At 70.7% G+C, this 22,672-nt stretch carries 16 protein-coding genes; 7 read left to right on the forward strand and 9 right to left on the reverse strand.

What is annotated here, in order from left to right:
• Window positions 1-37: 37 nt before the first annotated feature.
• A complete protein-coding gene (locus ABZ893_RS12090) occupies window positions 38-574 on the forward strand; it encodes a TetR/AcrR family transcriptional regulator (protein ID WP_361401335.1) in 537 nt (178 codons plus the stop codon).
• Here ABZ893_RS12090 and ABZ893_RS12095 read toward each other — a convergent pair.
• The 3 genes from ABZ893_RS12095 to ABZ893_RS12105 are packed head-to-tail and all read right to left on the reverse strand — an operon-like array spanning window position 571 to window position 2,827.
• The gene (locus ABZ893_RS12095; protein WP_361400847.1) at window positions 571-1,428 is read right to left on the reverse strand and encodes a biotin-dependent carboxyltransferase family protein; all 858 of its coding nucleotides are present in this window, start codon (window positions 1,426-1,428) and stop codon (window positions 571-573) included. The genes ABZ893_RS12090 and ABZ893_RS12095 overlap by 4 nt on opposite strands.
• Entirely contained in the window at window positions 1,425-2,069 is a 645-nt protein-coding gene (locus tag ABZ893_RS12100) for an allophanate hydrolase subunit 1 (protein WP_361400850.1), read from the reverse strand. The genes ABZ893_RS12095 and ABZ893_RS12100 overlap by 4 nt, the downstream gene beginning before the upstream one ends.
• Window positions 2,066-2,827, reverse strand: a complete 762-nt coding sequence (locus ABZ893_RS12105; protein WP_361401338.1) for a 5-oxoprolinase subunit PxpA — start codon at window positions 2,825-2,827, stop codon at window positions 2,066-2,068. The genes ABZ893_RS12100 and ABZ893_RS12105 overlap by 4 nt, the downstream gene beginning before the upstream one ends.
• Window positions 2,828-3,018: 191 nt before the next feature.
• Between ABZ893_RS12105 and ABZ893_RS12110 the strand changes: the two genes are divergently transcribed.
• On the forward strand, window positions 3,019-4,335 hold the full coding sequence (locus ABZ893_RS12110) for an MFS transporter (protein WP_361400853.1): 1,317 nt from the start codon (window positions 3,019-3,021) through the stop codon (window positions 4,333-4,335).
• A 330-nt stretch (window positions 4,336-4,665) separates the two neighbouring features.
• Entirely contained in the window at window positions 4,666-6,288 is a 1,623-nt protein-coding gene (gene cimA / locus ABZ893_RS12115; RefSeq protein WP_361400856.1) for a citramalate synthase, read from the forward strand.
• 1,335 nt (window positions 6,289-7,623) lie between these two features.
• On the opposite strand, the gene ABZ893_RS12120 is transcribed toward cimA, so the two are convergent.
• The 4 genes from ABZ893_RS12120 to ABZ893_RS12135 form a co-directional block, all read right to left on the reverse strand.
• On the reverse strand, window positions 7,624-9,417 hold the full coding sequence (locus ABZ893_RS12120) for a cytochrome bc complex cytochrome b subunit (RefSeq protein WP_361400858.1): 1,794 nt from the start codon (window positions 9,415-9,417) through the stop codon (window positions 7,624-7,626).
• Between the two features lie 108 nt (window positions 9,418-9,525).
• A complete protein-coding gene (locus tag ABZ893_RS12125; protein ID WP_361400861.1) occupies window positions 9,526-10,446 on the reverse strand; it encodes a hypothetical protein in 921 nt (306 codons plus the stop codon).
• Between the two features lie 51 nt (window positions 10,447-10,497).
• Entirely contained in the window at window positions 10,498-11,964 is a 1,467-nt protein-coding gene (locus ABZ893_RS12130) for an APC family permease (protein WP_361400864.1), read from the reverse strand.
• A gap of 271 nt (window positions 11,965-12,235) precedes the next feature.
• Window positions 12,236-12,841: a YceI family protein gene (locus ABZ893_RS12135; protein WP_361400868.1), complete on the reverse strand. Its 606-nt coding sequence runs from the start codon at window positions 12,839-12,841 to the stop codon at window positions 12,236-12,238.
• 301 nt (window positions 12,842-13,142) lie between these two features.
• Between ABZ893_RS12135 and ABZ893_RS12140 the strand changes: the two genes are divergently transcribed.
• From ABZ893_RS12140 to ABZ893_RS12155, 4 genes are all read left to right on the forward strand, one after another.
• Window positions 13,143-16,988, forward strand: coding sequence for an endo-alpha-N-acetylgalactosaminidase family protein (locus tag ABZ893_RS12140; RefSeq protein ID WP_361400871.1), 3,846 nt, complete (start codon window positions 13,143-13,145; stop codon window positions 16,986-16,988).
• Window positions 16,989-17,077: 89 nt separating this feature from the next.
• The gene (locus ABZ893_RS12145) at window positions 17,078-19,414 is read left to right on the forward strand and encodes a polysaccharide lyase 8 family protein (RefSeq protein ID WP_361400873.1); all 2,337 of its coding nucleotides are present in this window, start codon (window positions 17,078-17,080) and stop codon (window positions 19,412-19,414) included.
• Between the two features lie 154 nt (window positions 19,415-19,568).
• The gene (locus ABZ893_RS12150) at window positions 19,569-21,170 is read left to right on the forward strand and encodes an acyl-CoA carboxylase subunit beta (protein WP_361400875.1); all 1,602 of its coding nucleotides are present in this window, start codon (window positions 19,569-19,571) and stop codon (window positions 21,168-21,170) included.
• Between the two features lie 22 nt (window positions 21,171-21,192).
• Window positions 21,193-21,387, forward strand: coding sequence for an acyl-CoA carboxylase epsilon subunit (locus ABZ893_RS12155; protein WP_361400878.1), 195 nt, complete (start codon window positions 21,193-21,195; stop codon window positions 21,385-21,387).
• A 104-nt stretch (window positions 21,388-21,491) separates the two neighbouring features.
• Here the strand turns inward: ABZ893_RS12155 and ABZ893_RS12160 are convergent, their stop codons facing one another.
• Together ABZ893_RS12160 and ABZ893_RS12165 are read right to left on the reverse strand one after the other, a co-directional pair.
• Entirely contained in the window at window positions 21,492-22,073 is a 582-nt protein-coding gene (locus ABZ893_RS12160) for an ATP/GTP-binding protein (RefSeq protein WP_361400881.1), read from the reverse strand.
• Window positions 22,054-22,644, reverse strand: coding sequence for a DUF742 domain-containing protein (locus tag ABZ893_RS12165; RefSeq protein WP_361400884.1), 591 nt, complete (start codon window positions 22,642-22,644; stop codon window positions 22,054-22,056). The genes ABZ893_RS12160 and ABZ893_RS12165 overlap by 20 nt, the downstream gene beginning before the upstream one ends.
• Window positions 22,645-22,672 lie beyond the last annotated feature (28 nt).

Here is a 22,672-nt window from a genome sequence, read left to right on the forward strand (position 1 = left end):
GCACGCACCCCCGCGTGAAGAGGTGCTCGCCGTCGCCATGGAGATGATCGCCGAACGCGGCCTGGAGAAGCTGACCATGGCCGCGCTCGGCCGCGAGGTCGGCATGAGCAGCGGGCACCTGCTCTACTACTTCGGCTCCAAGGACGAGCTGCTGCTGCGGACCCTGGAGTGGAGCGAGGGCCGCCTCGGCGCCGAGCGGGCGCGGCTCCTGGCGAACGGCGGCACGGTCCGCGAGCGTCTTGACGCCTACGTCGACCTGTACGTCCCCGACGCGCAGGGCGACCCGCACTGGACGCTGTGGATGGAGGTCTGGAACCGCTCGCAGAACGCCGACGACGACGGGCGCGAGCGGCAGGCCGCGATCGAGCGGGCCTGGCACCGCGACCTCGTCGCGCTGCTCGCGGAAGGCATGTCCGGCGGCGAGCTCCCGCCGTTCGACCCGGACCGCTTCGCGTACCGGCTGCGGGCGATGCTCGACGGCTTCTCCATCCACGTCGCGATCGGGCTGCGCGGCACGGACCGGGAGCGGATCCTGTCCCACGTACGGGAGTTCCTGGACGACGCGCTCAGCTAGCTGAGCGTGAAACGCAGGAGCGTGCCGGGCGCCGCCTGGGCCGCGCCGGCGAGGGCGGGCTCGGGGACCACGCCGATCACCGGGTAGCCGCCCGTCGTCGGATGGTCGTGCAGGAACACCACCGGACGGCCGTCGGGCGGCACCTGCACCGCGCCGAGCACCATGCCCTCACTGGCCAGCTCGCCAGTCAACTCCCGTTCCAGGGAAGGCCCTTCGGTACGCAGGCCGATGCGGTTGCTGTGCGCGGACACGCGGTACGCGGCGGCCGTGAACGTACGCAGCGCCTCCGCCGTGAACCAGTCCGATCGCGGGCCGAGCCGCACGGGCAGGGTCAGTACGGTGGGCGGGCCGGGCCAGGGAGCGGCGGGCGGGAGCGCCGGGACCGGGTCCGGGGAGCCGACGGGCAGTACGTCGCCGTCGCACAGGGGAGCGGGGCCGAGCCCCGACAGGAGGTCCGTCGAGCGGCTGCCGAGCACCGGCTCGACGGTGATGCCGCCCGCCACGGCCACGTAGGAACGCAGCCCGGCCGTCGCCCTCCCCGCGTCGAGCACCGCACCCGCCGGCACCCGCACCGGCGCGCCCCACGCCATGGGCTCGCCGTCTACGGTGACCGGACAGGGCGCCCCGCCCACGACGACGGTGACCGTCCGGTCGGGCCGCAGCGCGCACCCGGTGAGCGTGGTCTCCAGGACGGCCGCTTCACCGGGGTTGCCGAGCAGCCGGTTGGCGAGCCGCATCGCGGGCGCGTCCAGGGCGCCCGAACGGAGAACTCCCAGGTGAGCATGGCCAGTTCGGCCTGCGTCCTGGATCGTGGTGAGGGCTCCGGCGCGGACGACGGTGAGCTTGGCGGTCATACGCCGCCCTCGACGAACCGGACGCGGGTGCCCGGAGTCAGCAGCGCCGCCGCCTCCCGGGACGGGTCCCACAGCGGCGCCGGGTCCGGCATCGTGCCGATCAGCTGCCAGCCGCCGGGCGTCGCCCGCGGATAGACGGCGCTGTACGGACCCGCGAGCGCGAGCGCCCCCGCGGGGACGCGCGTACGCGGGGTCGCCCGGCGCGGCACGTGCAACTCGGCGGGCAGCCCCGTGAGATACCCGAACCCGGGAGCGAACCCGCAGAAGGCCACCCGGTACGTGTACGAGGAGTGGCGGGCCGCGACCTCGTCCTCCGTCACGCCCCAACGGTCCGCCACCTCGGCGAGGTCCGGGCCGTCGTAGACCACCGGGATCTCGACGACGTCACCCTCCTGAGCGGCGCCCAACGGGACGTCCCAGGCCGGGAGTTGGCGTGCCAGCAGCTCCGGATCGGCCACTCCGTCGAGCAGGACCGTACGCGCGCCCGGCACGATCTCGGCGACCGGAGGCAGCGTTCCGGCAGCCCGGCGGCGCAGCAGCTCCGCGTGGAACGCGCCGGTGTGCTCGGCGTCCGGCAACTCCACGAGCAGCGCGCTCCGCCCGGCGGGCCGTACCGTCACCGCGGGCGCGGTGGCCGTCACGCGAACGCCCCGACCTTGACCCCGGCCTCTTCGAGGGCCTGCCGTACGCGGGCCGCGAGCCGGGCCGCGCCCGGGGTGTCGCCGTGCAGGCACAGGGAGCGGGCGGCGACCGCGACGGATGTGCCGTCCACCGTGTCGACGGCGCCCTCGACCGCGAACGCCACCGAGCGGCGCACCACGGTGTCCTCGTCGCTGACCACGGAGTTCGCCTCGCTGCGCGGCACGAGCGTGCCGCCCGGCGTGTAGGCGCGGTCGGCGAAGGCTTCCGGCACCGGTTCGAGACCGGCGTCCCGGGCGGCGTCGAGCAGCCGGGAGCCCGGAAGGCCGAGGACGGGCAGCGACCCGCCCGCGAGCCGGACCCCCGCGACGACGGCGCCCGCCTGCTCCGCGTCATGGACCGTGCGGTTGTAGAGGGCGCCGTGCGGCTTCACGTAGGCCACGTGCGCCCCGGCCGCCTCGGCGAACACCCTCAACGCACCGATCTGGTAAGCGACTTCGCAGGCCAGCTCGTCCGCCGGCACATCCATCGCCCGCCGCCCGAACCCGGCCAGGTCGCGGTACGACACCTGCGCCCCGATCCGTACCCCGCGCTCGGCGGCGAGGTCGCACACGCGGCGCATCACGGAGGGGTCGCCCGCGTGGAAGCCGCAGGCGACATTGGCGCTGGTCACGACGGAGAGCAGCGCCTCGTCATCGGTGAGGGTCCAGCGGCCGAAGCCTTCGCCGAGATCGGCGTTGAGGTCGAAGAGGTCCTGGATCACGCCCGTAACGTAGAGGATTGTTGAACGATCCGACAAGAGGCCCCGCAGTCGTCGATGCCGCGACACGAAGCCGGTGACCACCCACGCCGCGACCGCCCTTGCCGCGACCACAATGAACGCAAGTACGCCCGATCGTTGCCGGTGACATCCTTGTCACGCGGTGAAGCCGTCCGGCAGCGTGGGCGCGCATGGGACGAGAGCAGTGGAAGAAGATCCTGGTCGGATCCGCCGGGAACATGGTCGAGTGGTTCGACTGGTTCGTGTACGCCAGCTTCGCCACGTACTTCGCCGGGGCGTTCTTCCCGGACGGGAACCCGACGGCCCAGCTCATGAACACCGCCGGCATCTTCGCCGTCGGATTCTTCATGCGGCCCGTGGGCGGCTGGCTGCTCGGCCGGGTCGGTGACCGCAAGGGCCGCAAGGCGGCGCTCACCCTGACCGTCAGCCTCATGTCGGCGTCCGCTGTCCTCATCGCGGTAGCCCCGACCTACGCGGTGGCCGGGTACGGCGGCGCCGCCGTCCTGCTCGTCGCCCGCCTCCTCCAGGGCCTCTCGGTCGGCGGCGAGTACGCGGCCAGCGCCACCTACCTCACCGAGGCGTCCGACCCGCGCCGGCGCGGCTTCGCGTCCAGCTTCCAGTACGTCTCCATGACCGCCGGTCAGATCGTGGGCCTCGGCCTCCAGATCGTGCTCCAGCGCACCCTGTCCGACGGGGCCCTGCACAGCTGGGGCTGGCGCCTCCCCTTCATCGTCGGCGCGCTCGGCGCGGCGGTCATCTTCTACCTGCGGCGCAGCATGTTGGAGACCGAGATCTACGAGGAGTCCGCCGACGACGCGGGGGCGGCGCAGAAGGGCACCCTCAAGGCGCTGTGGGCGCACCGGCGCGAGGCGTTCCTGGTGATGGCCCTGACGATGGGCGGCACGGTCGCCTACTACACGTACACGACCTACCTCACCAAGTACCTCTCGAACTCCGCCGGGCTCAGCAAGGAGACCGCGACCCTCGTCTCGTTCTGCGCGCTGATCGTCTTCGCGTGTCTCCAGCCGCTCGCGGGGGCGCTGTCCGACCGGATCGGCCGCCGTCCGCTCCTGATCACCTTCGCGGTCGGCTCGACCTTCCTGACCGTGCCGATCATGACGCTGCTGAAGCACGCGGGCTCCTTCTGGCCGGCCCTCGGCCTGGCCCTGCTCGCCCTGGTCGTCGTCACCGGCTACACGTCGATCAACGCGTGCGTGAAGGCGGAGCTGTTCCCGACCGGCATCCGCGCCCTCGGGGTCGCCCTCCCGTACGCCATCGCCAACGCCCTCTTCGGCGGCACGGCGGAGTACGTGGCCCTGTGGTTCAAGGACGCGGGCATCGAGTCCGGCTTCTACTGGTACGTCGCCGGGTGCGCGGCGGTCTCGCTGGTCGTCTACCTGACGATGCGTGAGACCCGGGACATCGACCTCAACCGGGTCGAGGGCCTGAGCGCCACGAGCGCGGCAGGGAAAGCAAGCGTGGCCTGATTCCACGCCTTGTCCCACGCCTGATTCCATCACCAGGCCCACATCGTGAGACCACAGCCCGGGCCCCGCCCGGGCTGTGGCATAGTGCGCACGTGCTCTCGTTCGCCATGATTATTGGCAGCAGGCGCGCCGGTCCGCAGTGACCGCCTCGTACGACCACGTACAGGCGGGCATCGTCGTCTCGACCCGCGCGCAGACCTCTCGCACCCGCGAGGGGTTTTTTCGTTTCCTGGCCCACCCGTAGCCGGGACCGGAGCGCGAGGGATCATAGGGGGACGGTGGAGCCGGTTCTTCCGGTAGACCGAGATCCGAAACAGGAGCCAGATCAGCATGACGGACGCAACCGACGACAATCGCTCTTCCCGCGTCGACGACGACTTCCACGTCTTCGACACCACCCTGCGCGACGGCGCACAGCGTGAAGGCATCAACCTGACCGTCGCCGACAAGCTGACCATCGCCCGGCACCTGGACGACTTCGGCGTGGGCTTCATCGAGGGCGGCTGGCCCGGCGCCAACCCCCGAGACACCGAGTTCTTCGCCCGCGCCCAGGCGGAGATCGACTTCAAGCACGCCGAGCTCGTCGCGTTCGGCGCCACCCGCCGCGCCGGCTCCAAGGCCTCCGAGGACCCGCAGGTCAGGGCACTCGTCGAGTCCGGAGCCCCGGTCGTGACCCTGGTCGCCAAGTCGCACGACCGGCACGTCGAACTGGCCCTGCGCACCACCCTCGACGAGAACCTGGAGATGGTCCGCGACACCGTCTCCTACCTGCGCGAGCAGGGCCGCCGCGTCTTCGTCGACTGCGAGCACTTCTTCGACGGCTACCGCGCCAACCCCGAGTACGCGAAGTCCGTCGTACGGGCCGCGCACGAGGCCGGCGCCGACGTCGTCGTCCTGTGCGACACCAACGGCGGGATGCTCCCCGCGCAGGTCCAGGCGATCACCGCCACCGTCCTCGCCGACACCGGGGCCCGCCTCGGCATCCACGCCCAGGACGACACCGGCTGCGCCGTCGCCAACACCCTCGCCGCCGTGGACGCGGGCGCGACCCACGTCCAGTGCACGGCCAACGGCTACGGCGAGCGCGTCGGCAACTCCAACCTCTTCCCGGTCGTCGCGGCCCTGGAGCTCAAGTACGGCAAGAAGGTGCTGCCCGAGGGCGCCCTGCGCGAGATGACCCGGATCTCGCACGCCATCGCCGAGGTCGTGAACCTCACCCCGTCCACGCACCAGCCGTACGTCGGAGTCTCCGCGTTCGCGCACAAGGCGGGTCTGCACGCCTCCGCGATCAAGGTCGACCCGGACCTCTACCAGCACATCGACCCCGACCTCGTCGGCAACCGCATCCGGATGCTCGTCTCCGACATGGCGGGCCGCGCGTCCATCGAGCTCAAGGGCAAGGAGCTCGGCGTCGACATCTCCGACGACCGCGAGCTTGTCGGCCGCGTCGTCGAGCGCGTCAAGGAGCGCGAGCTCAAGGGCTACACGTACGAGGCCGCCGACGCCTCCTTCGAGCTGCTGCTGCGCGAGGAGGCCGAGGGCCGGGCGCGGCGCTACTTCCGCGTCGAGTCGTGGCGCGCCATCGTCGAGGACCGCCCCGACGGCAGCCACGCCAACGAGGCGACCGTGAAGCTGTGGGCCAAGGGCGAGCGCATCGTCGCCACGGCCGAGGGCAACGGCCCGGTCAACGCCCTGGACCGCGCCCTGCGCGTCGGCCTGGAGCGCATCTACCCGCAGCTCGCCAAGCTGGAGCTCGTGGACTACAAGGTCCGCATCCTGGAGGGCAAGCACGGCACGTCCTCCACGACCCGCGTCCTGATCTCGACGACCGACGGCGCGGGCGAGTGGTCCACCGTCGGCGTCGCCGAGAACGTCATCGCCGCGTCGTGGGGCGCACTGGAGGACGCGTACACGTACGGCCTCCTGCGCGCCGGGGTCGAGCCCGTCGAGTAGTACGCCCGAGGGGCCCGTGAGCAGCCTGCCGGTACGGGCAGCACACGGGCCCCTCCTGCGTTAGCGTCGAGATATGAGGCCCACCCGCCGGGCACCGCGCCTGATATGCGCCCTGTCCGGAACACTTCTCGCCCTGGGCGCCATGACCGCCGCGACACCGGGGGCACGCGCGGCTGCCCCCTCCGATGTCTCGACCGTGGCCGATGCCCTGAAGCACAGTCCTGTGTACGTCGACCCGGCCGCGTCCGGCCAGCTGAGCGCCGGGGACGCCAATGCCCTCGCCAAGAAGATCAAGGACGCGGACAAGCCCGTCATGGTGGCCGTGCTGCCCGCCGGCTTCCAGACGAAGGCGCTCTTCTCCGACCTGCGTACCAAGACCGGCATCACCGGCGTCTACGCGATCCGGCTCGGCCAGGCGTTCGAAGCGCGGGCCGACCACCAGGTCATGTCACAGAGCGCCGTCCGGAACCTGACGGGCAGTGTCCAGGGCGAGAGCGCCGTCAGGCAGCTCAACGACTTCGTCGACACGGCCGTCCGCAACGCGCGCGGCTCGGCGCCCGCCGACTGGGGCGCGGGCGGCGGCAACGGCGGCACCCAGGTCGGCGCCCTGATCGGCGTCGGCGCGGTCGTCGTCCTGGCCGGCGGCGGCGTGTACGCCGTGACGCGCAGGCGGCGCAAGCAGCGCGAGGAGGAGCAGCGGGCCGCTCTGGAGCAGCTGCGAGTCGTCGTCGACGAGGACATCACGGCGTTCGGCGAGGAGCTGGACCGGCTCGACTTCCACCCCGCCGAGCAGGGCGCGGACGACGCGATGCGCGCCGACTACGAGCGTGCCCTCGACTCGTACGAGACCGCGAAGCAGGCCATGGCCGCGGCCGGGCGCCCCGAGGACGTGCGCGCGGTGACGGAGGCCCTGGACGACGGGCGGTTCTCGCTCGCCATGCTGGCCGCGCGCCGCGAGGGCCGGCCGCTGCCCGAGCGCCGGGTGCCCTGCTTCTTCGACCCGCGCCACGGCCCCTCCGTGACGGAGGCGCGGTGGGCGCCGCCCGGAGGCGCCGAGCGCGACGTCCCGGTCTGCGCCGCCGACGCGGCCCGCATCCAGGACGGCACCGACCCCATGATCCGCACGGTCGACACGGGCTACGGCGAGCGCCGCCCGTACTACGACGCGGGCCCCGCGTACGGCCCCTGGGCGGGCGGCTACTTCGGCGGCGGCATCCTGCCCGGCCTCCTCATCGGGACGATGCTCGGCACGATGATGTCGAGCCCTGCCTACGCGGCCGACTACGGCACCGGGTACGGGGACTTCGGCGCCGGAGCCGGTTACGACGGCGGTGACTACTCGGGCGCCGACTTCGACTCGAACGACTTCGGTGACTTCGGGGGCGGAGGCGGGGACTTCGGCGGAGGCGGCGGCGACTTCGGCGGGGGAGGCGGCGGGGACTTCGGCGGAGGCTTCTGACCGCCTGAGAGGGCCGGTCCGGAATGTGGCCGCCCCGGCGCCCACGCCCGCAGATACTCCGTGGCCGTCGGCTTCGGGATGTGCGCTCCCTCGCCGTACATCGCGTGCGAGAGCCGGACCCGGAGCCGTTCGCCGTGCGGCACCCGGCGCGGCACACCGTTCGCGTCGGTCGTGGGCGGCAGCTCCAGGGGTACGGGCTGCTCGTGCGCGGTCAGGGTGTGCAGCTCGGCCTGGGTGAGTGGGATGTGCGTCTCGACGTACTCGCCGTTCGGGAGGCGGGTGATCCGGCCCGACTCCCGCCCGTGCAGCACGAGTTCACGGTCGCGGAGCTGGAGGCCGAGGCAGATCCGCCGGGTGACGGCGAAGGTGATCACCGGGCCGACGATCAGCGCCGCGCGGACGAACCACGTGACCGCGTTCAGCGAGACGTGGAAGCGGGTCGCCCAGATGTCGTTCCCGCCGCCCACCAGGGCCACCAGGAAGAACGTCAGCCACGCCACCCCGAGCGCCGTGCGCACCGGCCGGTCGCGCGGCCGGTCCAGGAGATGGTGCTCGCGCCGGTCACCCGTGACCCAGGACTCCAGGAACGGATACGCGCCGATCACCACGAGGACCGCCGGGAAGACCACCAGCGGGATCAGCACGCCGAGGGCCAGCGTGTGCCCCCACGCGGTGATCTCCCAGCCCGGCATCACCCGCAGCAGCCCCTCCGCGAACCCGAGGTACCAGTCAGGCTGCGCGCCCGTGGACACCTGGTCGACGCGGTAAGGCCCGTAGTTCCAGACAGGGTTGATGGTCGCGACGGCGGCGATGAACGCGACGACACCGAACACCACGAAGAAGAAGCCGCCGGCCTTCGCGAGGTACACCGGGAAGAACGGCGCGCCCACGACGTTGCGTTCGGTCTTTCCCCGGCCCGGGAACTGCGTGTGCTTGTGGTACACGACGAGGATCAGATGGGCCACCACGAGCGCCGCCATGATGCCCGGGAACAGCAGCACGTGCACCGAGTAGAACCGCCCCACGACGTCGTGCCCCGGGAACTCCCCGCCGAACAGGAACATCGACAGATACGTCCCGACGACCGGCACCGACAGGATCGCCCCGTCGAGGAAGCGCATCCCCGTCCCCGAGAGCAGGTCGTCCGGCAGCGAGTACCCCAACAGGCCCTCGAACAGGCCGAGTACGAGGAGCAGCCAGCCGAACAGCCAGTTCATCTCGCGCGGCTTGCGGAACGACCCGGTGAAGAAGTGCCGCATCATGTGGACGAGCATCGCCGCCACGAAGATCAGCGCCGCCCAGTGGTGGATCTGCCGGATCAGCAGCCCGCCCCGCACGTCGAAGCTGATGTCGAGCGTGGAGGCGTACGCCTCGGACATCGGGATGCCGTTCAGCGGCACGTAACTGCCGTGGTACACAACCTCGTTCATCGACGGCTGGAAGAACAGGGTGAGGTAGACACCGGTCAGGACGAGGATCGCGAAGGTGTAGAGGCAGACCTCGCCCAGCAGGAACGACCAGTGGTCGGGGAAGACCTTGCGCAGGTACTTCCTGCCGAGTGTGTGCAGTCCCAGGCGGCCGTCGGCCCAGTCCGCGACGCGCTCACCGGCCGGGGCCCGCCCCCTTTCGCGCACCGTCCCCGTGCTGCCGTCCGTGGTACCTGCCGACATGGGCTCGCTCCTCCCGTGGGCGCTCACCCTTTGGACGGCCACGGAAGGCGGGTTTGTGACATCACGGCGCCCCGGTGTGGCGCACGTCACGCCACGGCTGTGCGCCGGTCAGCCCAGGAGCTTCGCCTGCCAGCGTGAGAAGACCTCTCGCGGGGAGCCGTGGCAGGACCACGGGACCCGGGTGGCCTGGCCCGCCATGAGCCGGAAGAGATGTGCTGCCTCACCCGTCAGGTCGGCGTAACACGACGCGTGAGCAAGGGTGTTGAGGTCCGCGATGTCCTGCGCGTACATGTGACTGCGGCGCGCGATCCACAGGTTCCAGGTGCGCCTGGCCTGCGACGCGGTGTTCTCGTTGTTCCAGAACTGGAGCAGGCCGATCGCCTGGTCGCCCTCCCGCTCGACCCGGTAGCGGTACTCCTCGACCCGGGCGACCTGGGAGAGGACGGCGAGCGGCGACCCGGGCGGCAGGGACGCCGTGACGTCCTGCGCGAAGTTGTACATGACCCCGTGCGAGCCGTGCCAGCGCGCGGACATGTGCCGCAGCACCTGGTGGTGGCCCTCCCGGTTGTACGGGTCGCGCTGCTGCAGCTCCTTCCACCAGCGCTCGGTGGAGGGGTGGCCGCCGGGGAAGAGGCGGGCGACGCTCAGCAGGGAGACCCAGGGCACCGGATCCGCGGGGAAGGCCTCGGACGCACGGAGCGCCGTGCGGACGGCGCGCTCCAACTGGTCTGCGGGGACCACCCGTTCGGGGCCCGCCGCCAGTGCCAGGTTGAACGCCCGCATCACCTCGGTCTCGGCGCGCAGGACGAGGGCGTCGGGGTTGTCGGGCTGTGACTCGTGCCAGGACTCCACGACGGACGTGCCGGCGGCGGCCTGGGCGAGCAGCCGCATCCGGAACGTCCGCCGGTCCCAGTCGTCGCCGGTCGCGGCGCTCAGCTCGGCCAGGCCCTGCCAGCGTCCGATCGCGATGTCCTGACGGGCCGACGCCAGGGCCCGGTCACCGTTCGTGGGATCGAAACGGACGGTCATCCGGGTCCTCGCCAGTCGGTAGTGAGTTGTGGGTGTTCTCGGGGACGACCGTCAGAGGTCCGTGGACAGGGTGTCGCCGGTCGACGCCGCGTACACCGGCGCCTGGTTCCCGTACTCGGCGTGCACCTGCTCCTGGCGCGCCGCGTCCAGGCGGGCCGGCCGGTAGTACGAGGAGCCCTTGGCGCGGTACCAGACCATCGGGACCAGGCCCACGGCGATGCCGCCGACGCCGATCGCGATGGCCGTGTCCGACAGGCTGCCGAGGGACTCGACGAAGACCCAGATCATGAAGAGCGAGCCGGTCAGCGGCCACAGACCGCCGAAGAAGAAGTTCGAGGCCGACTTGAACAGCAGCTTGCGGTACGCCACCACGACGGCGAGGCCCGCGAGCCCGTAGTAGACCGCGATCTGGAGTCCGATGGCGGCGACGGCGTCCTCCAGGACGGCCGAGACCGAGCCCATCGCGGTCGACGCGACGAACATCGCGAGGGCGACGACACCGACGACGAGGATCGCGACCCACGGCGTCTGCCAGCGCGGGTGCGACTTGCCGAGGGCGGCGGGCAGCGTGCGGTCGCGGCCCATCGAGAACAGTGAACGCGTCACCTGGATGAGCGTCGTCTCCAGGGTCGCGATGGTGGACAGCATCGCGGCGACCATCAGCAACTCGCCGCCGGGGCCCGGCAGTACGCGGTCGCCGAGCAGGCCCATGATGTTGTCGCCGGCCGCGATCTCCTTGGGCGTGAGCAGCATGTTGGTGGCGATCGTGAAGACCTCGAAGAGGACGAAGACGATCCCGACACCGATCAGCCCGGCGAGCCCGGAGGTCTTGCGGCTGTTACGGGTCTCCTCGCTGAGGTTGCTGGTGACGTCCCAGCCCCAGTAGTAGAACGCGGCGATCAGCGCGCCCGCGGCGAACCCGGAGGGCCCGTCGAAGTGGCTGAACCCGAGCCAGGACCAGGAGAACTCGGTGACGCGCTTGTCGCTGAACAGGGCGGCGACGGCCACCACGATCAGGATGACCAGCTCGATCCCGGACATCAGGAGCTGTGCGTGGACCGTGAGCTTCGCGCCCAGGAGGACGACGGAGAGCATCGCCAGGAACCAGACGGCGCCCACGGCCGCGGCGAGCACGGTGTCGTCGGCGTGCGCGGGCGAGATGAGTTCGAGCGTCATGGCGCCGGCCGGGAGCGAGCCCGCGACCATGAAGATGGTGGCCGAGATCACCAGGGACCAGCCGCTGATGAAGCCGAGGAAGGGGTGCAGGGCGCGGCCGACCCAGGAGTAGCTGGCGCCCGCGTTCACGTCGAGGCGACCCAGGTAGTTGAAGGCCCAGGCGATGCCGAGCATGGGTATCGCGCAGTAGAGGAGCGCGGCCGGCGCGGCCAGGCCCACGGTGCCGATGAGTACGGCGGTGGTGGCGGCGATCGAGTAGGCGGGTGCGCTGCCCGCCACTGCCATCACGATGCTGTCGGAGGTGCCCAGCGCGTTGGCCTGGAGCCCTCGGTTCGTGCTCATGGGGACGGTGGCGCCTTTCGCAGGAGCGGCAGACGGCCCGACCGGCAGCCCGACGCAGCGTAACGCCGCATTGGTACCTGAGTGAAGGGAGTGTAAGAAGTTGCCTCGACCTCCGATAAAGCGGAACGTAACCTTCAACTTCCCCCGGCCGGAACGGAGTTGCTCCTGGCCGTGAACGCCGAGCGCCCGCCCTCCGTCCTTGTGGGACGGAGAGGCGGGCGCGCTCGTGGAGAGGGTGGCCGGCGTCAGGGCCGGGTCACCGTGGTGACACTCAGGCGTTCTTGATCGCCGAGATGTCGAAGGCCAGCTTGATCTTGTCCGAGACCAGGACGCCGCCGGTCTCCAGGGCCGCGTTCCAGGTCAGGCCCCACTCGGAGCGCAGGATCGTGGCCTTGCCCTCGAAGCCGACGCGGGCGTTGCCGAACGGGTCGGTCGCGGAGCCGTTGAACTCCAGGTCGATGGTGAGGGGCTTGGTGGTGCCGAGGATGGTGAGGTCACCGGTGATCTGGTAGTCGTCGCCGCCCAGGGCCTTGGCCGAGGTGGAGCGGAACGTCATCGACGGGAACTCGTCCGTCTTGAAGAAGTCGGAGCTCTTGAGGTGACCGTCGCGGTCGGCGTTGCCGGTCTCGATGGACTCCATCTTGACGTCGAACGACGCGGTGGACTTCGACGGGTCGGAGCCGTCCAGGTGGAGCGTGCCCTCGAAGTCCTGGAAGGAGCCCTTCACGTTCGTGACCATGGCGTGGCGGGCGACGAAGCCGAGCGTGGTGTGCGACGGGTCGATGGTGTAGTCGCCGGACAGGGCGGCCAGGTCGGGGTTGACCTCGGTGGTGGCGGCGGTGGCGGTGGCGTCGTTCTTGCGGCCGAAGAGACCCATGACTTGCTCCTTGGGGACGGGGCGGGGCGAGTGGTTTCGTTGAATGTTTAACGTTCAACGAGAATGACTCTAGCGCCATTCTGTTCAAGTTTCAACATCCAGCGGCCTGTGTTTTTCCGATTACACCGCGTCCGGGTCCGGAGCGCTCTTGCGGACGCGCGTAGATCTTCCGCGTATGTCTGACCGGGTCGGCGGCTACGCGGGGTGACTTGGACTTCCGGGCGGGGGTTGTTGGACTGCCGCCGCCCACAAGAGCCGACTCCGTTGACCGGGCCGCGCCCCCGCCGATACCCAGTCCTGCATGACACGAAGATCTCGCGCAGCCGGCTCCGTCGCCGTCGTCGCCGCATCGTCCGCCGTGTTCGCCCTCACCGGCCCCGTCATTCCGGCCGCCGCCGACCCCGCGCCCGCCGTGGCGCAGGCCGTCATCGGGTCCGAGCAGCTGTCCGTCGCCGTCGCCGACGACTTCCCGCGCGTCCTCTCGTACACGGACCGCGCCTCGGGCGAGCGGCTCCTCGGCAGCACGAACGCGGTCGACAAGATGACGCTCAACGGCAAGGCCTACGCCGTCGCCGTCAAGGGCACCCCCGAAGTCACCGGCACCACGGCCGCGTACACGCTGACCTTCCCCGACCTGGCCGGCGTGGAGATCGACGCCTCGCTGAGTGTCAGCGGGCGCGCCACCACCTTCAAGGTGACCGCCGTGCGCGACACCGAGGCGTTCCGGGTCGGCACGATCGACATCCCAGGGCACGACCTCGTCTCCGTGGGCAGTTCGGACGGCGGTGCCGAGACCGCGTTCACCACGCTCGACAACGACTCGACGCGCACCGCCGACGTGTTCGGCAAGGTCACCGCGGGCACCCCGGCCGACGCCTCGCCGGTCGGCGCCTCGTACGCCATCGTCAACACCGGCTCGCTGGCCGCCGCCGTCGAGTCCAACTCGGCGTACGACAAGCCCAGCGGCCCGACCAACGGCGACGACGCCCGCTTCTGGCACCAGGCGCGCAGGTCCGCCGACGGTTCGACCCGCGTCGGCGTGTGGTCCGGGCAGTGGACCTACCGCGGTGACGGGGCCCCGAAGCCCGCCACCGGGGACGACCTGCCGTGGGCCAAGGTCGTCGTCACGCCCGACGCGAACGGGGACGGCGCCGTCGACTGGCAGGACGGCGCGGTCGCCTTCCGCTCCATCGGCGTCAAGGCGAAGGGCAGCGACGAGACCCCGGACCGGGTCGTCAGCCACATCCCCTTCAACTTCGCCAGTCAGGCCACGCACCCCTTCCTGCGCACCCTCGACGACGTCAAGCGGATCTCGCTGGCCACCGACAACCTCGGCCAGTTCGCCCTCCTCAAGGGCTACGCCTCCGAGGGCCACGACTCCGCGCACCCCGACTACGGCGGCAACACCAACAAGCGCGCCGGAGGTCTCAAGGACCTCAACCAACTGCTCAAGGAGGGCAAGCGGTTCGGCGCCGAGTTCGGTGTCCATGTGAACGCCACCGAGGCTTACCCCGTGGCGCAGCACTTCAGCGGCGACCTCGTCGACCCCAAGTCCCAGGGCTGGAACTGGCTCGACCAGAGCTACTACATCAACCAGCGCCGGGACATCAACAGCGGTGACCTCGCCGCCCGCTTCAAGCAGCTGCGCGACGAGACCGACCCGAACCTCACGACGCTCTACGTCGACGTCTACTACACGCACGGCTGGATCGCCGAGCAGACCGCCGAGGCCATCCGCTCCCAGGGCTGGAACATGGCCACCGAGTGGGCCGACAAGTTCGAGCGCCAGTCCCTGTGGTCGCACTGGGCCAACGACCTCGACTACGGGGGCAAGACCAACAAGGGCCTCAACTCGAAGATCATCCGGTTCATCCGCAACGGCGAGAAGGACGTCTGGAACGCCGACCCGGTCCTCGGCCAGAGCGCCCTCGACGACTTCGAGGGCTGGACCGGCGAGAACGACTGGAACTCCTTCTACGACAACATCTGGCAGCGCGACCTGCCCGCCAAGTTCCTCCAGCACCAGAAGATCACCCGCTGGAAGGGCGACGACATCACCTTCACCGGCGGGGTCCGCGGCACCGTCGAGAACGGCCGCCGCACCTTCTACGACCAGGACAGGAAGGTCCTTGACGGGACCGCCTACCTCCTGCCGTGGGACGGCGGCAAGAAGCTCTATCACTACGCCCAGGACGGGGGTACGACGAGCTGGGACGTGCCCGGATCCGCGTACACCGTCTACAAGCTCACCGACAACGGCCGCGTGAAGACCGGCACCGTGCGCGCCGTCGACGGCAAGATCACGCTGACCGCCGACGCGAAGCAGCCGTACGTGCTCTACCCGGCCGACCGGACGCCGAGTGCGGTCGACCCGGCCTGGGGTGCGGGCACGCATCTCAAGGACCCCGGCTTCAACGACGCCAAGCTGGCCGCTTGGGACAAGACCGGCGCCGTCACGCGCGACACCGACGACCACGGCCGCAACAGCGCCGCCCTCGCGGGTCCTGGCCCCGCCGCCCTGGAGCAGCGCGTCAGCGGCCTCGACGCGGGCAAGCGCTACACGGCCTCCGCCTGGGTCGAGGTCGAACCCGGGAAGTCCCGCCGTACGACGCTGAGCGCGGGCGGCAGCTCCGTAGCCGTCGACCGCTCGACGCTGCGGAACACCATCGCCGCCAGCGACTGGAGCGGCACGTACCTGCAGCGCGTGAAGGTCAACTTCACGGCGCCCGCGAACGGTGCCACCACGCTGAAGATCGAGGCGGCCAGGGGATCTGCCGCCAAGGTGCGCGTCGACGACGTCCGCGTGGTGGCCAACGCCCCCGCGACGAAGCCCGGCACTGTCGTCCACGAGGACTTCGAGGACGTCGACCAGGGCTGGGGCCCCTTCGACAAGGGCAACTCCGGCGGCGTCACCGACCCGCGCACACACATCGCCCAGAAGCACGCCCCGTACACGCAGGCCGGCTGGAACGGGAAGCTCGTCGACGACGTCATCGGCGGCGGCGAGTCCCTGAAGTCCCACGAGGAGAACTCCGGTGTCGTCTACCGGACTTCACCGGCCGACGTGCCGATGGAGGACGGGCACGCGTACAAGGTCGAGTTCGACTACCAGTCCAGCCACGCGGGCGCCTATCAGTGGGTGAGCGGCTACGACCGCGTCGCCGCCGACGGCACCCCCGACCAGGTCGAGACCGCGAGCACCCCGATCGGGCAGCAGCGCACGACCGGCCACTACGAGGGCACGGTCACGGCGGGCTGCGGTGACACCTGGACGGGCCTGCGCAAGCTCCAAGGGGCCCCGAGCGGCGCCGACTTCGTGCTCGACGACTTCACCGTCACCGACCTCGGCCCGGCCAAGGAGAAGGCCGCCTGCGGCACCCTCTCCGTGAAGGCCGGCGACACCCTGGAGCCCGGCCAGAAGAACAAGGTCGAGGCCACCTTCACCAACTACGAGTCGAGCGACATCAAGGACGCGTCCCTCTCGCTCGGCCTGCCCGACGGCTGGAAGGCCGAGCCCGCGGACCCGGTCGCGCCCGGCACGGTCGCCCCCGGCGCCAAGGCCACCGTCACCTGGCAGGTCACCCCGCCGGTCGACGCCAAGTACCAGTCGTACCAGCTGAGTTCGCAGGCCACTTACACCGTCGGGGGAGGCGAGCGGAAGCTCACCGCGAGCGCCACCGTGCGCACCCTCCCGCCGCCGCCCACCAAGGACACGTACGCCAGTGACCTGGACTGGACGTCCGCCACGAACGGCTGGGGGCCGGTCGAGCGCGACCTGTCCAACGGCGAGCAGGGGCAGGGCGACGGCGGCCCGATCAGGATCGGCGGCGTCACGTACGCCAAGGGTCTCGGCACGCACGCGCCCGCCAAGGTGCGGTACTACCTCGGCGGCCAGTGCACGTCGTTCACCGCCGAGGTCGGCGTCGACGACGTCCAGACGACCCGCGGCACCGTGCAGTTCTCCGTCGCGGCGGACGGCACGGAGAAGGTGAAGTCGCCGGTCCTCAAGGCCACCGACGACGCCTGGTCGCTCACCGCCGACGTCAGCGGCGCCAAGTACGTCGACCTGATCGTCGGTGACGGCGGCGACGGCAACGGCAATGACCACGCCGACTGGGGCGACGCCCGCTTCCACTGCGGCAGTTGACCTGACGGAGAGGGGCCCCGCCACCCGTGGCGGGGCCCCTTTCACCCACCCGTAGACAGCGCTTTCCGCCAATGATTAGGTGCAGCCCCATGACACCCACGCGTCGCACGTTCCTCATCGCGTCCACGCTCCTCGCGGGAGCCGCGCTCGCCACGCCGGCCCATGCCGCGTCGGCGGCCACGGACGACGAGTACGACACCCTGCGCAAGCGCTGGCTGGAGATCTCCCTGGGCACCGGCTACGACGCCACCGCCGAGCCCTACGCCTCGCGCCTCGCGCAGCTGGGCGACCTCGCCCGCGGCTTCCGGGCGACGATGGCCCCCACCGCCACCTCGCTCTGGCCCGGCTACTCCTTCGACCCGCCGGCCGGCATCACCCAGGGCTACAGCCGCCTGTGGACGATGACGCAGGCGTACGTGCAGGAGGGTACGGGGTCGACCGGCGACGCGGGCCTCCTCGCCGACGTCATCAAGGGCCTCGACCACCTCTCCGCCACGGTCTACAAGGCGACCACCACCCCGTACGGGAACTGGTGGGAGTGGCAGATCGGCAGCCCCCGCATCCTCATGGACATCGTGGCGGCGCTGTACGACCACCTCACGCAGGCGCAGCGCGACGCCGCGTTCGCCGCCGTCGACCACTTCATCCCCGACTCCGTGCTCCGCGACTACTCGGGCACGTCCACCGGCGCCAACCGCGTCGACCTGTGCCGCTCCGTCGCCCTGCGCGGCATCCTCGGCAAGAACGCCGACAAGACGGCCCTGGCCCGCGACGCCCTCTCGCCCGTCTTCCCCTACGTCACCAAGGGCGACGGCCTCTACGCCGACGGGTCGTTCATCCAGCACACCTACATCGCCTACTCGGGCACCTACGGGCAGGTCATGCTCGACGGGCTCGGGCGGCTCTTCGCGCTGCTCGCCGGGTCGACGTGGGCCGTCACCGACCCGAACCGGCAGATCATCCTCGACAGCGTCGAGCACGCCTACGCCCCGCTGATTTTCGACGGCCTGATCATGGACAGCGTCAACGGGCGTGCCATCAGCCGGGGTTACCTCAACAACGACGACCTCAAGGTCATGCGCAGCGACCACTTCCACGGCCAGGGCCTGATCGCCGCCATGGCCCAGCTGGCGGCGGGCGCGAGCACCGCGGAGCGGGAACGCTGGCACGCGCGCATCAAGGGCTGGATCCAGCGGGACACCGTGACGCCCCTGCTGACCGCGAAGCAGTTCGGCGTCGCCGACCTGTCCCGGCTCCACGCCATCGCGGACTCGGCCGTCGAGGCGGCCCCCGAGCCCGTCGGCCACACCCTGTTCGCGTCCATGGACCGCGCGGTCCACAAGCGCCCGCGCTTCGCCGCGAACATCTCGATGTCCTCGGACCGCATCGCGTACTACGAGTGCGGCAACGGCGAGAACCCGCGCGGCTGGCACACGGGCGCCGGGATGCTCTCCTGGTGGGCCGGGGGCAAGCGCTCCGACCAGTACACCGACTGGTTCTGGCCGACCGTCGACTTCTACCGGCTGCCCGGCACGACGGTGTCCACGAAGCGTCTCGCCGACCGGGCGGGCGGGGAATGGGGTGCGTCGCGGCCCGCCGTGAAGTGGGTCGGCGGCGCCACGGACGGCGAGTTCGCGGCCGTCGGCCAGCATGTGAAGGGGCTCAGCTCGACGCTCCAGGCCCGCAAGTCCTGGTTCTGCCTCGCCGACACCGTGGTCTGCCTGGGCGCCGGGATCAGCTCGACCGACGGCGTCCCCGCCGAGACCGTCGTCGACAACCGCAACCTCGGCGAGGGCGGCACGCAGGCCTTCACCGTAGGCCCGGGGGCGAACCCGGGCTGGGCCCACCTGGAGGACCACGGCGGCTGGGTCTTCCCCGGCGGCGCCGCCCTGAAGCACCTGCGCGAGGACCGCACGGGCGCCTGGTCCGACATCAACACCACCAGCTCCACCGAGCGCCGCACCCGTCGCTGGCAGACGCTCTGGCTGGACCACGGCACGAATCCCACGAATGCCGGATACGCCTATCTGCTGATGCCGGGAGCATCGAAGAGCGAGGTCGCGGAGCGCGCGCAGGACGAGGGCTGGCTGTCGGTCCTCGCCAACACGGACGCCGTCCAGGCCGTCGCCGTACCCTCCCTCGGGGTGAACGCGGCGAACTTCTGGCAGGCCGGGACCGCCGGCGACCTCACGGCGTCGGCCCCCGCCAGTGTCCTCGTCCGCCGCAAGGGGCGCACCGCGACCCTGATCATCAGTGAACCGCCGCGCACGGGACAGCCCGTGGAGATCGTCTGGGACCGGCCCGTGCACACCGTCGTCAGCCACGACCCGTCCGTCGAGGTGGTCGCCACGGGCCGTAGGCTGCGGCTGCGCGTCACTCCCGGAACGGCCTGCGTGGGCCATCGGTGTGAGGTGACTCTCAACTGACCCGATTGTCCGACCCCTACAAGGCGGCAGGGGCCTGAGCAGTCACTTCGGCCGTATAAGGGCGACGTTCTGTTCGGGCTAACCAGGAAAACGGGCCGGAGACTGTACGGAGTCGACGGCCCGTTTTGCTTGGTCGCCTTCGTAAGGTCGCTACATGACCGTTTTGGACGACACCGCTTCCGCCGGTGCCCCCGGAGATGAGCCCACCGACTCGCGCGGGCGCGTGGCCGAACTGCACGCCATCCGCGAGCAGGCGCTGCGCGGCCCCAGCGACAAGGCGACCGAGGCCCAGCACGCGAAGGGCAAGCTGACCGCGCGTGAGCGGATCGAGCTGCTGCTCGACGCGGGATCGTTCAACGAGGTCGAGCAGCTGCGCCGGCACCGCGCCACCGGCTTCGGCCTGGAGACCAAGAAGCCGTACACCGACGGTGTCATCACCGGCTGGGGCACGGTCGAGGGTCGCACGGTCTTCGTCTACGCGCACGACTTCCGCATCTTCGGTGGCGCGCTGGGCGAGGCCCACGCAACGAAGATCCACAAGATCATGGACATGGCCATCGCGGCCGGTGCCCCGCTGGTCTCCCTGAACGACGGCGCGGGCGCCCGTATCCAGGAGGGCGTCTCCGCGCTCGCCGGTTACGGCGGCATCTTCCAGCGCAACACCAAGGCGTCCGGCGTCATCCCGCAGATCAGCGTGATGCTCGGCCCGTGCGCCGGCGGCGCGGCCTACAGCCCCGCCCTCACCGACTTCGTCTTCATGGTCCGCGAGACCTCGCAGATGTTCATCACCGGACCGGACGTCGTCAAGGCGGTCACCGGCGAGGAGATCACCCAGAACGGCCTGGGCGGCGCCGACGTGCACGCCGAGACCTCGGGCGTCTGCCACTTCGCGTACGACGACGAGGAGACCTGCATCGCCGAGGTCCGGTACCTCATCTCGATGCTGCCCTCGAACAACCGCGAGAACCCGCCGACCGTGGCATCCGAGGACCCCGCCGAGCGCCGCTCGGACGTCCTGCTCGACCTGGTCCCGGCCGACGGCAACCGCCCGTACGACATGACCAAGGTCATCGAGGAGCTCGTCGACGACGGCGACTACCTCGAGATCCACGAGCGCTGGGCGCGGAACATCATCTGCGCGCTCGCCCGCCTTGACGGTCAGGTCGTCGGCATCGTCGCCAACCAGCCCTCGTCCCTCGCGGGCGTCCTGGACATCGAGGCCAGTGAAAAAGCTGCCCGCTTCGTCCAGATGTGCGACGCTTTCAATATTCCGATCGTGACCCTCCTGGACGTCCCCGGCTTTTTGCCCGGCGTCGACCAGGAGCACGGCGGAATCATCCGGCACGGTGCCAAGCTGCTGTACGCGTACTGCAACGCGACGGTTCCCCGTATCTCGCTGATCCTGCGCAAGGCGTACGGAGGTGCGTACATCGTCATGGACTCCCAGTCCATCGGTGCCGACCTCACCTACGCCTGGCCCACCAACGAGATCGCCGTGATGGGCGCCGAGGGCGCCGCCAACGTCATCTTCCGCCGTCAGATCGCGGACGCCGAGGACCCCGAGGCCATGCGGACCCGCATGGTCAAGGAGTACAAGGCCGAGCTGATGCACCCGTACTACGCGGCCGAGCGGGGCCTGGTCGACGACGTCATCGACCCCGCCGAGACCCGCGAGGTGCTCATCCGCTCGCTCGCCATGCTGCGCACGAAGCACGCCGACCTGCCTTCGCGCAAGCACGGCAACCCTCCGCAGTAACCCCACAAGGAGATCACTGCACATGTCTGCATTCGACATCCGCGTTGAGAAGGGCCACGCCGAGCCCGAGGAGGTCGCGGCCCTGACCGCGATCCTGCTGGCCCGCGCCGCCGCCGCACCGACCGACACCCCCGCGCTGCGCGGCCGCGACAAGGCCGGCTGGCGCCGCCTGGAGCGCCAGCACGGCTTCCGTGCGCCGCACAGCTGGCAGGGATAATTTCAGCCCGTCCGGCGCTTGAGGACGAGCCCGAAGGGCGAAAAAGCCCCCGGTGACCCGAAGGTCACTGGGGGCTTTCCCATGTCCGGGGTCGCCGCCGCGCGCTAGCGCAGACGCGCCATCAGCGCGTGCTCCACCAGAGTGATGAGCGCAGACTTCGCGTCAGCGCGGTGGCGCGCGTCGGTGGTGATGATCGGCGTGTCCGGCCCGATCTGCAGCGCCTCACGGACCTCGTCCGGCTGGTACGGCTGGTTGCCGTCGAAGCCGTTCAGCGCCACCACGAAGGGCAGGCCGGAGTTCTCGAAGTAGTCGACCGCGGGGAAGCAGTCGGCGAGACGGCGCGTGTCGACGAGGACGACGGCGCCGATGGCGCCGCGGACCAGGTCGTCCCACATGAACCAGAAGCGGTCCTGACCCGGCGTACCGAAGAGGTACAGGATGAGGTCCTGGTCGAGGGTGATGCGGCCGAAGTCCATGGCCACCGTCGTGGTGGTCTTGTCCCCGGTGTGGGTGAGGTCGTCGATGCCCGCGGACGCGGACGTCATGACGGCCTCGGTGCGCAGCGGGTTGATCTCGGAGACGGCGCCCACGAACGTGGTCTTGCCGACACCGAAGCCGCCGGCCACCACGATCTTCGCGGACGTGGTGGAGCGGGAAGGCCCTCCGCTAGAGCTTGCGAAGTCCACTGAGCACCCTTTCGAGCAAAGTCACGTCTGGCTGGCCGCCGGCGTTCTCGTCGCCGCCGGGCTGATGAATGGCGACCAGGCCCGCCTCCGCCAAGTCGGCGACGAGAATCCTGGCCACGCCGAGGGGGATGGAGAGCAGGGCCGAGACCTCGGCCACCGACTTGATCTCTCGGCAGAGGGTGCAGATCCGCTGGTGCTCGGGCAACTGGCCCTGCAACTGGTGCGGCTGCGCGGTGGTGTGCACCAGCGCCTCGATGGCGAGCTGGTAACGCGGCCTGGTGCGGCCGCCCGTCATGGCGTAAGGACGCACCAGAGGGTTGTTCGCGGCGGGCGCCGGCGTCTCGGGCCGCCGGTGCGGCTGCACGGGCTGGATCCGCGGTGCCGCCGGCTGGTCGTACGGCCCCGGCTGCCGCTGCTGCGGCGGGTACTGGGGAGCGTACGGCTGCCGCTGGTGGCTCGGCGCGGAGGGGAAGTTGTACGGGTTCGCCGCGTCACCCTGCCCCTGACCCTGGGCAGGCCCGTAGGGCCAGTTCGCCGATGAACCGCTCGGGGGTGTTGCAGAACCAGCCACGTACTCCTCCTCCAACTGTGCCGGGCAC

It is taken from the genome of Streptomyces sp. NPDC046821, assembly GCF_040645335.1.
In the GTDB taxonomy this organism is placed as follows: domain Bacteria; phylum Actinomycetota; class Actinomycetes; order Streptomycetales; family Streptomycetaceae; genus Streptomyces.

Bases quoted from the DNA above. Each gene is read 5' to 3' on its own strand.
- ABZ893_RS12090 (WP_361401335.1), top strand. From the start codon at position 38: ATGGAGATGATCGCCGAACGCGGCCTGGAGAAGCTGACCATGGCCGCG.
- ABZ893_RS12095 (WP_361400847.1), bottom strand. From the start codon at position 1,428: ATGACCGCCAAGCTCACCGTCGTCCGCGCCGGAGCCCTCACCACGATC.
- ABZ893_RS12110 (WP_361400853.1), top strand. From the start codon at position 3,019: ATGGGACGAGAGCAGTGGAAGAAGATCCTGGTCGGATCCGCCGGGAAC.
- cimA (WP_361400856.1), top strand. From the start codon at position 4,666: ATGACGGACGCAACCGACGACAATCGCTCTTCCCGCGTCGACGACGAC.
- ABZ893_RS12120 (WP_361400858.1), bottom strand. From the start codon at position 9,417: ATGTCGGCAGGTACCACGGACGGCAGCACGGGGACGGTGCGCGAAAGG.
- ABZ893_RS12125 (WP_361400861.1), bottom strand. From the start codon at position 10,446: ATGACCGTCCGTTTCGATCCCACGAACGGTGACCGGGCCCTGGCGTCG.
- ABZ893_RS12130 (WP_361400864.1), bottom strand. From the start codon at position 11,964: ATGAGCACGAACCGAGGGCTCCAGGCCAACGCGCTGGGCACCTCCGAC.
- ABZ893_RS12135 (WP_361400868.1), bottom strand. From the start codon at position 12,841: ATGGGTCTCTTCGGCCGCAAGAACGACGCCACCGCCACCGCCGCCACC.
- ABZ893_RS12140 (WP_361400871.1), top strand. From the start codon at position 13,143: ATGACACGAAGATCTCGCGCAGCCGGCTCCGTCGCCGTCGTCGCCGCA.
- ABZ893_RS12145 (WP_361400873.1), top strand. From the start codon at position 17,078: ATGACACCCACGCGTCGCACGTTCCTCATCGCGTCCACGCTCCTCGCG.
- ABZ893_RS12150 (WP_361400875.1), top strand. From the start codon at position 19,569: ATGACCGTTTTGGACGACACCGCTTCCGCCGGTGCCCCCGGAGATGAG.
- ABZ893_RS12155 (WP_361400878.1), top strand. From the start codon at position 21,193: ATGTCTGCATTCGACATCCGCGTTGAGAAGGGCCACGCCGAGCCCGAG.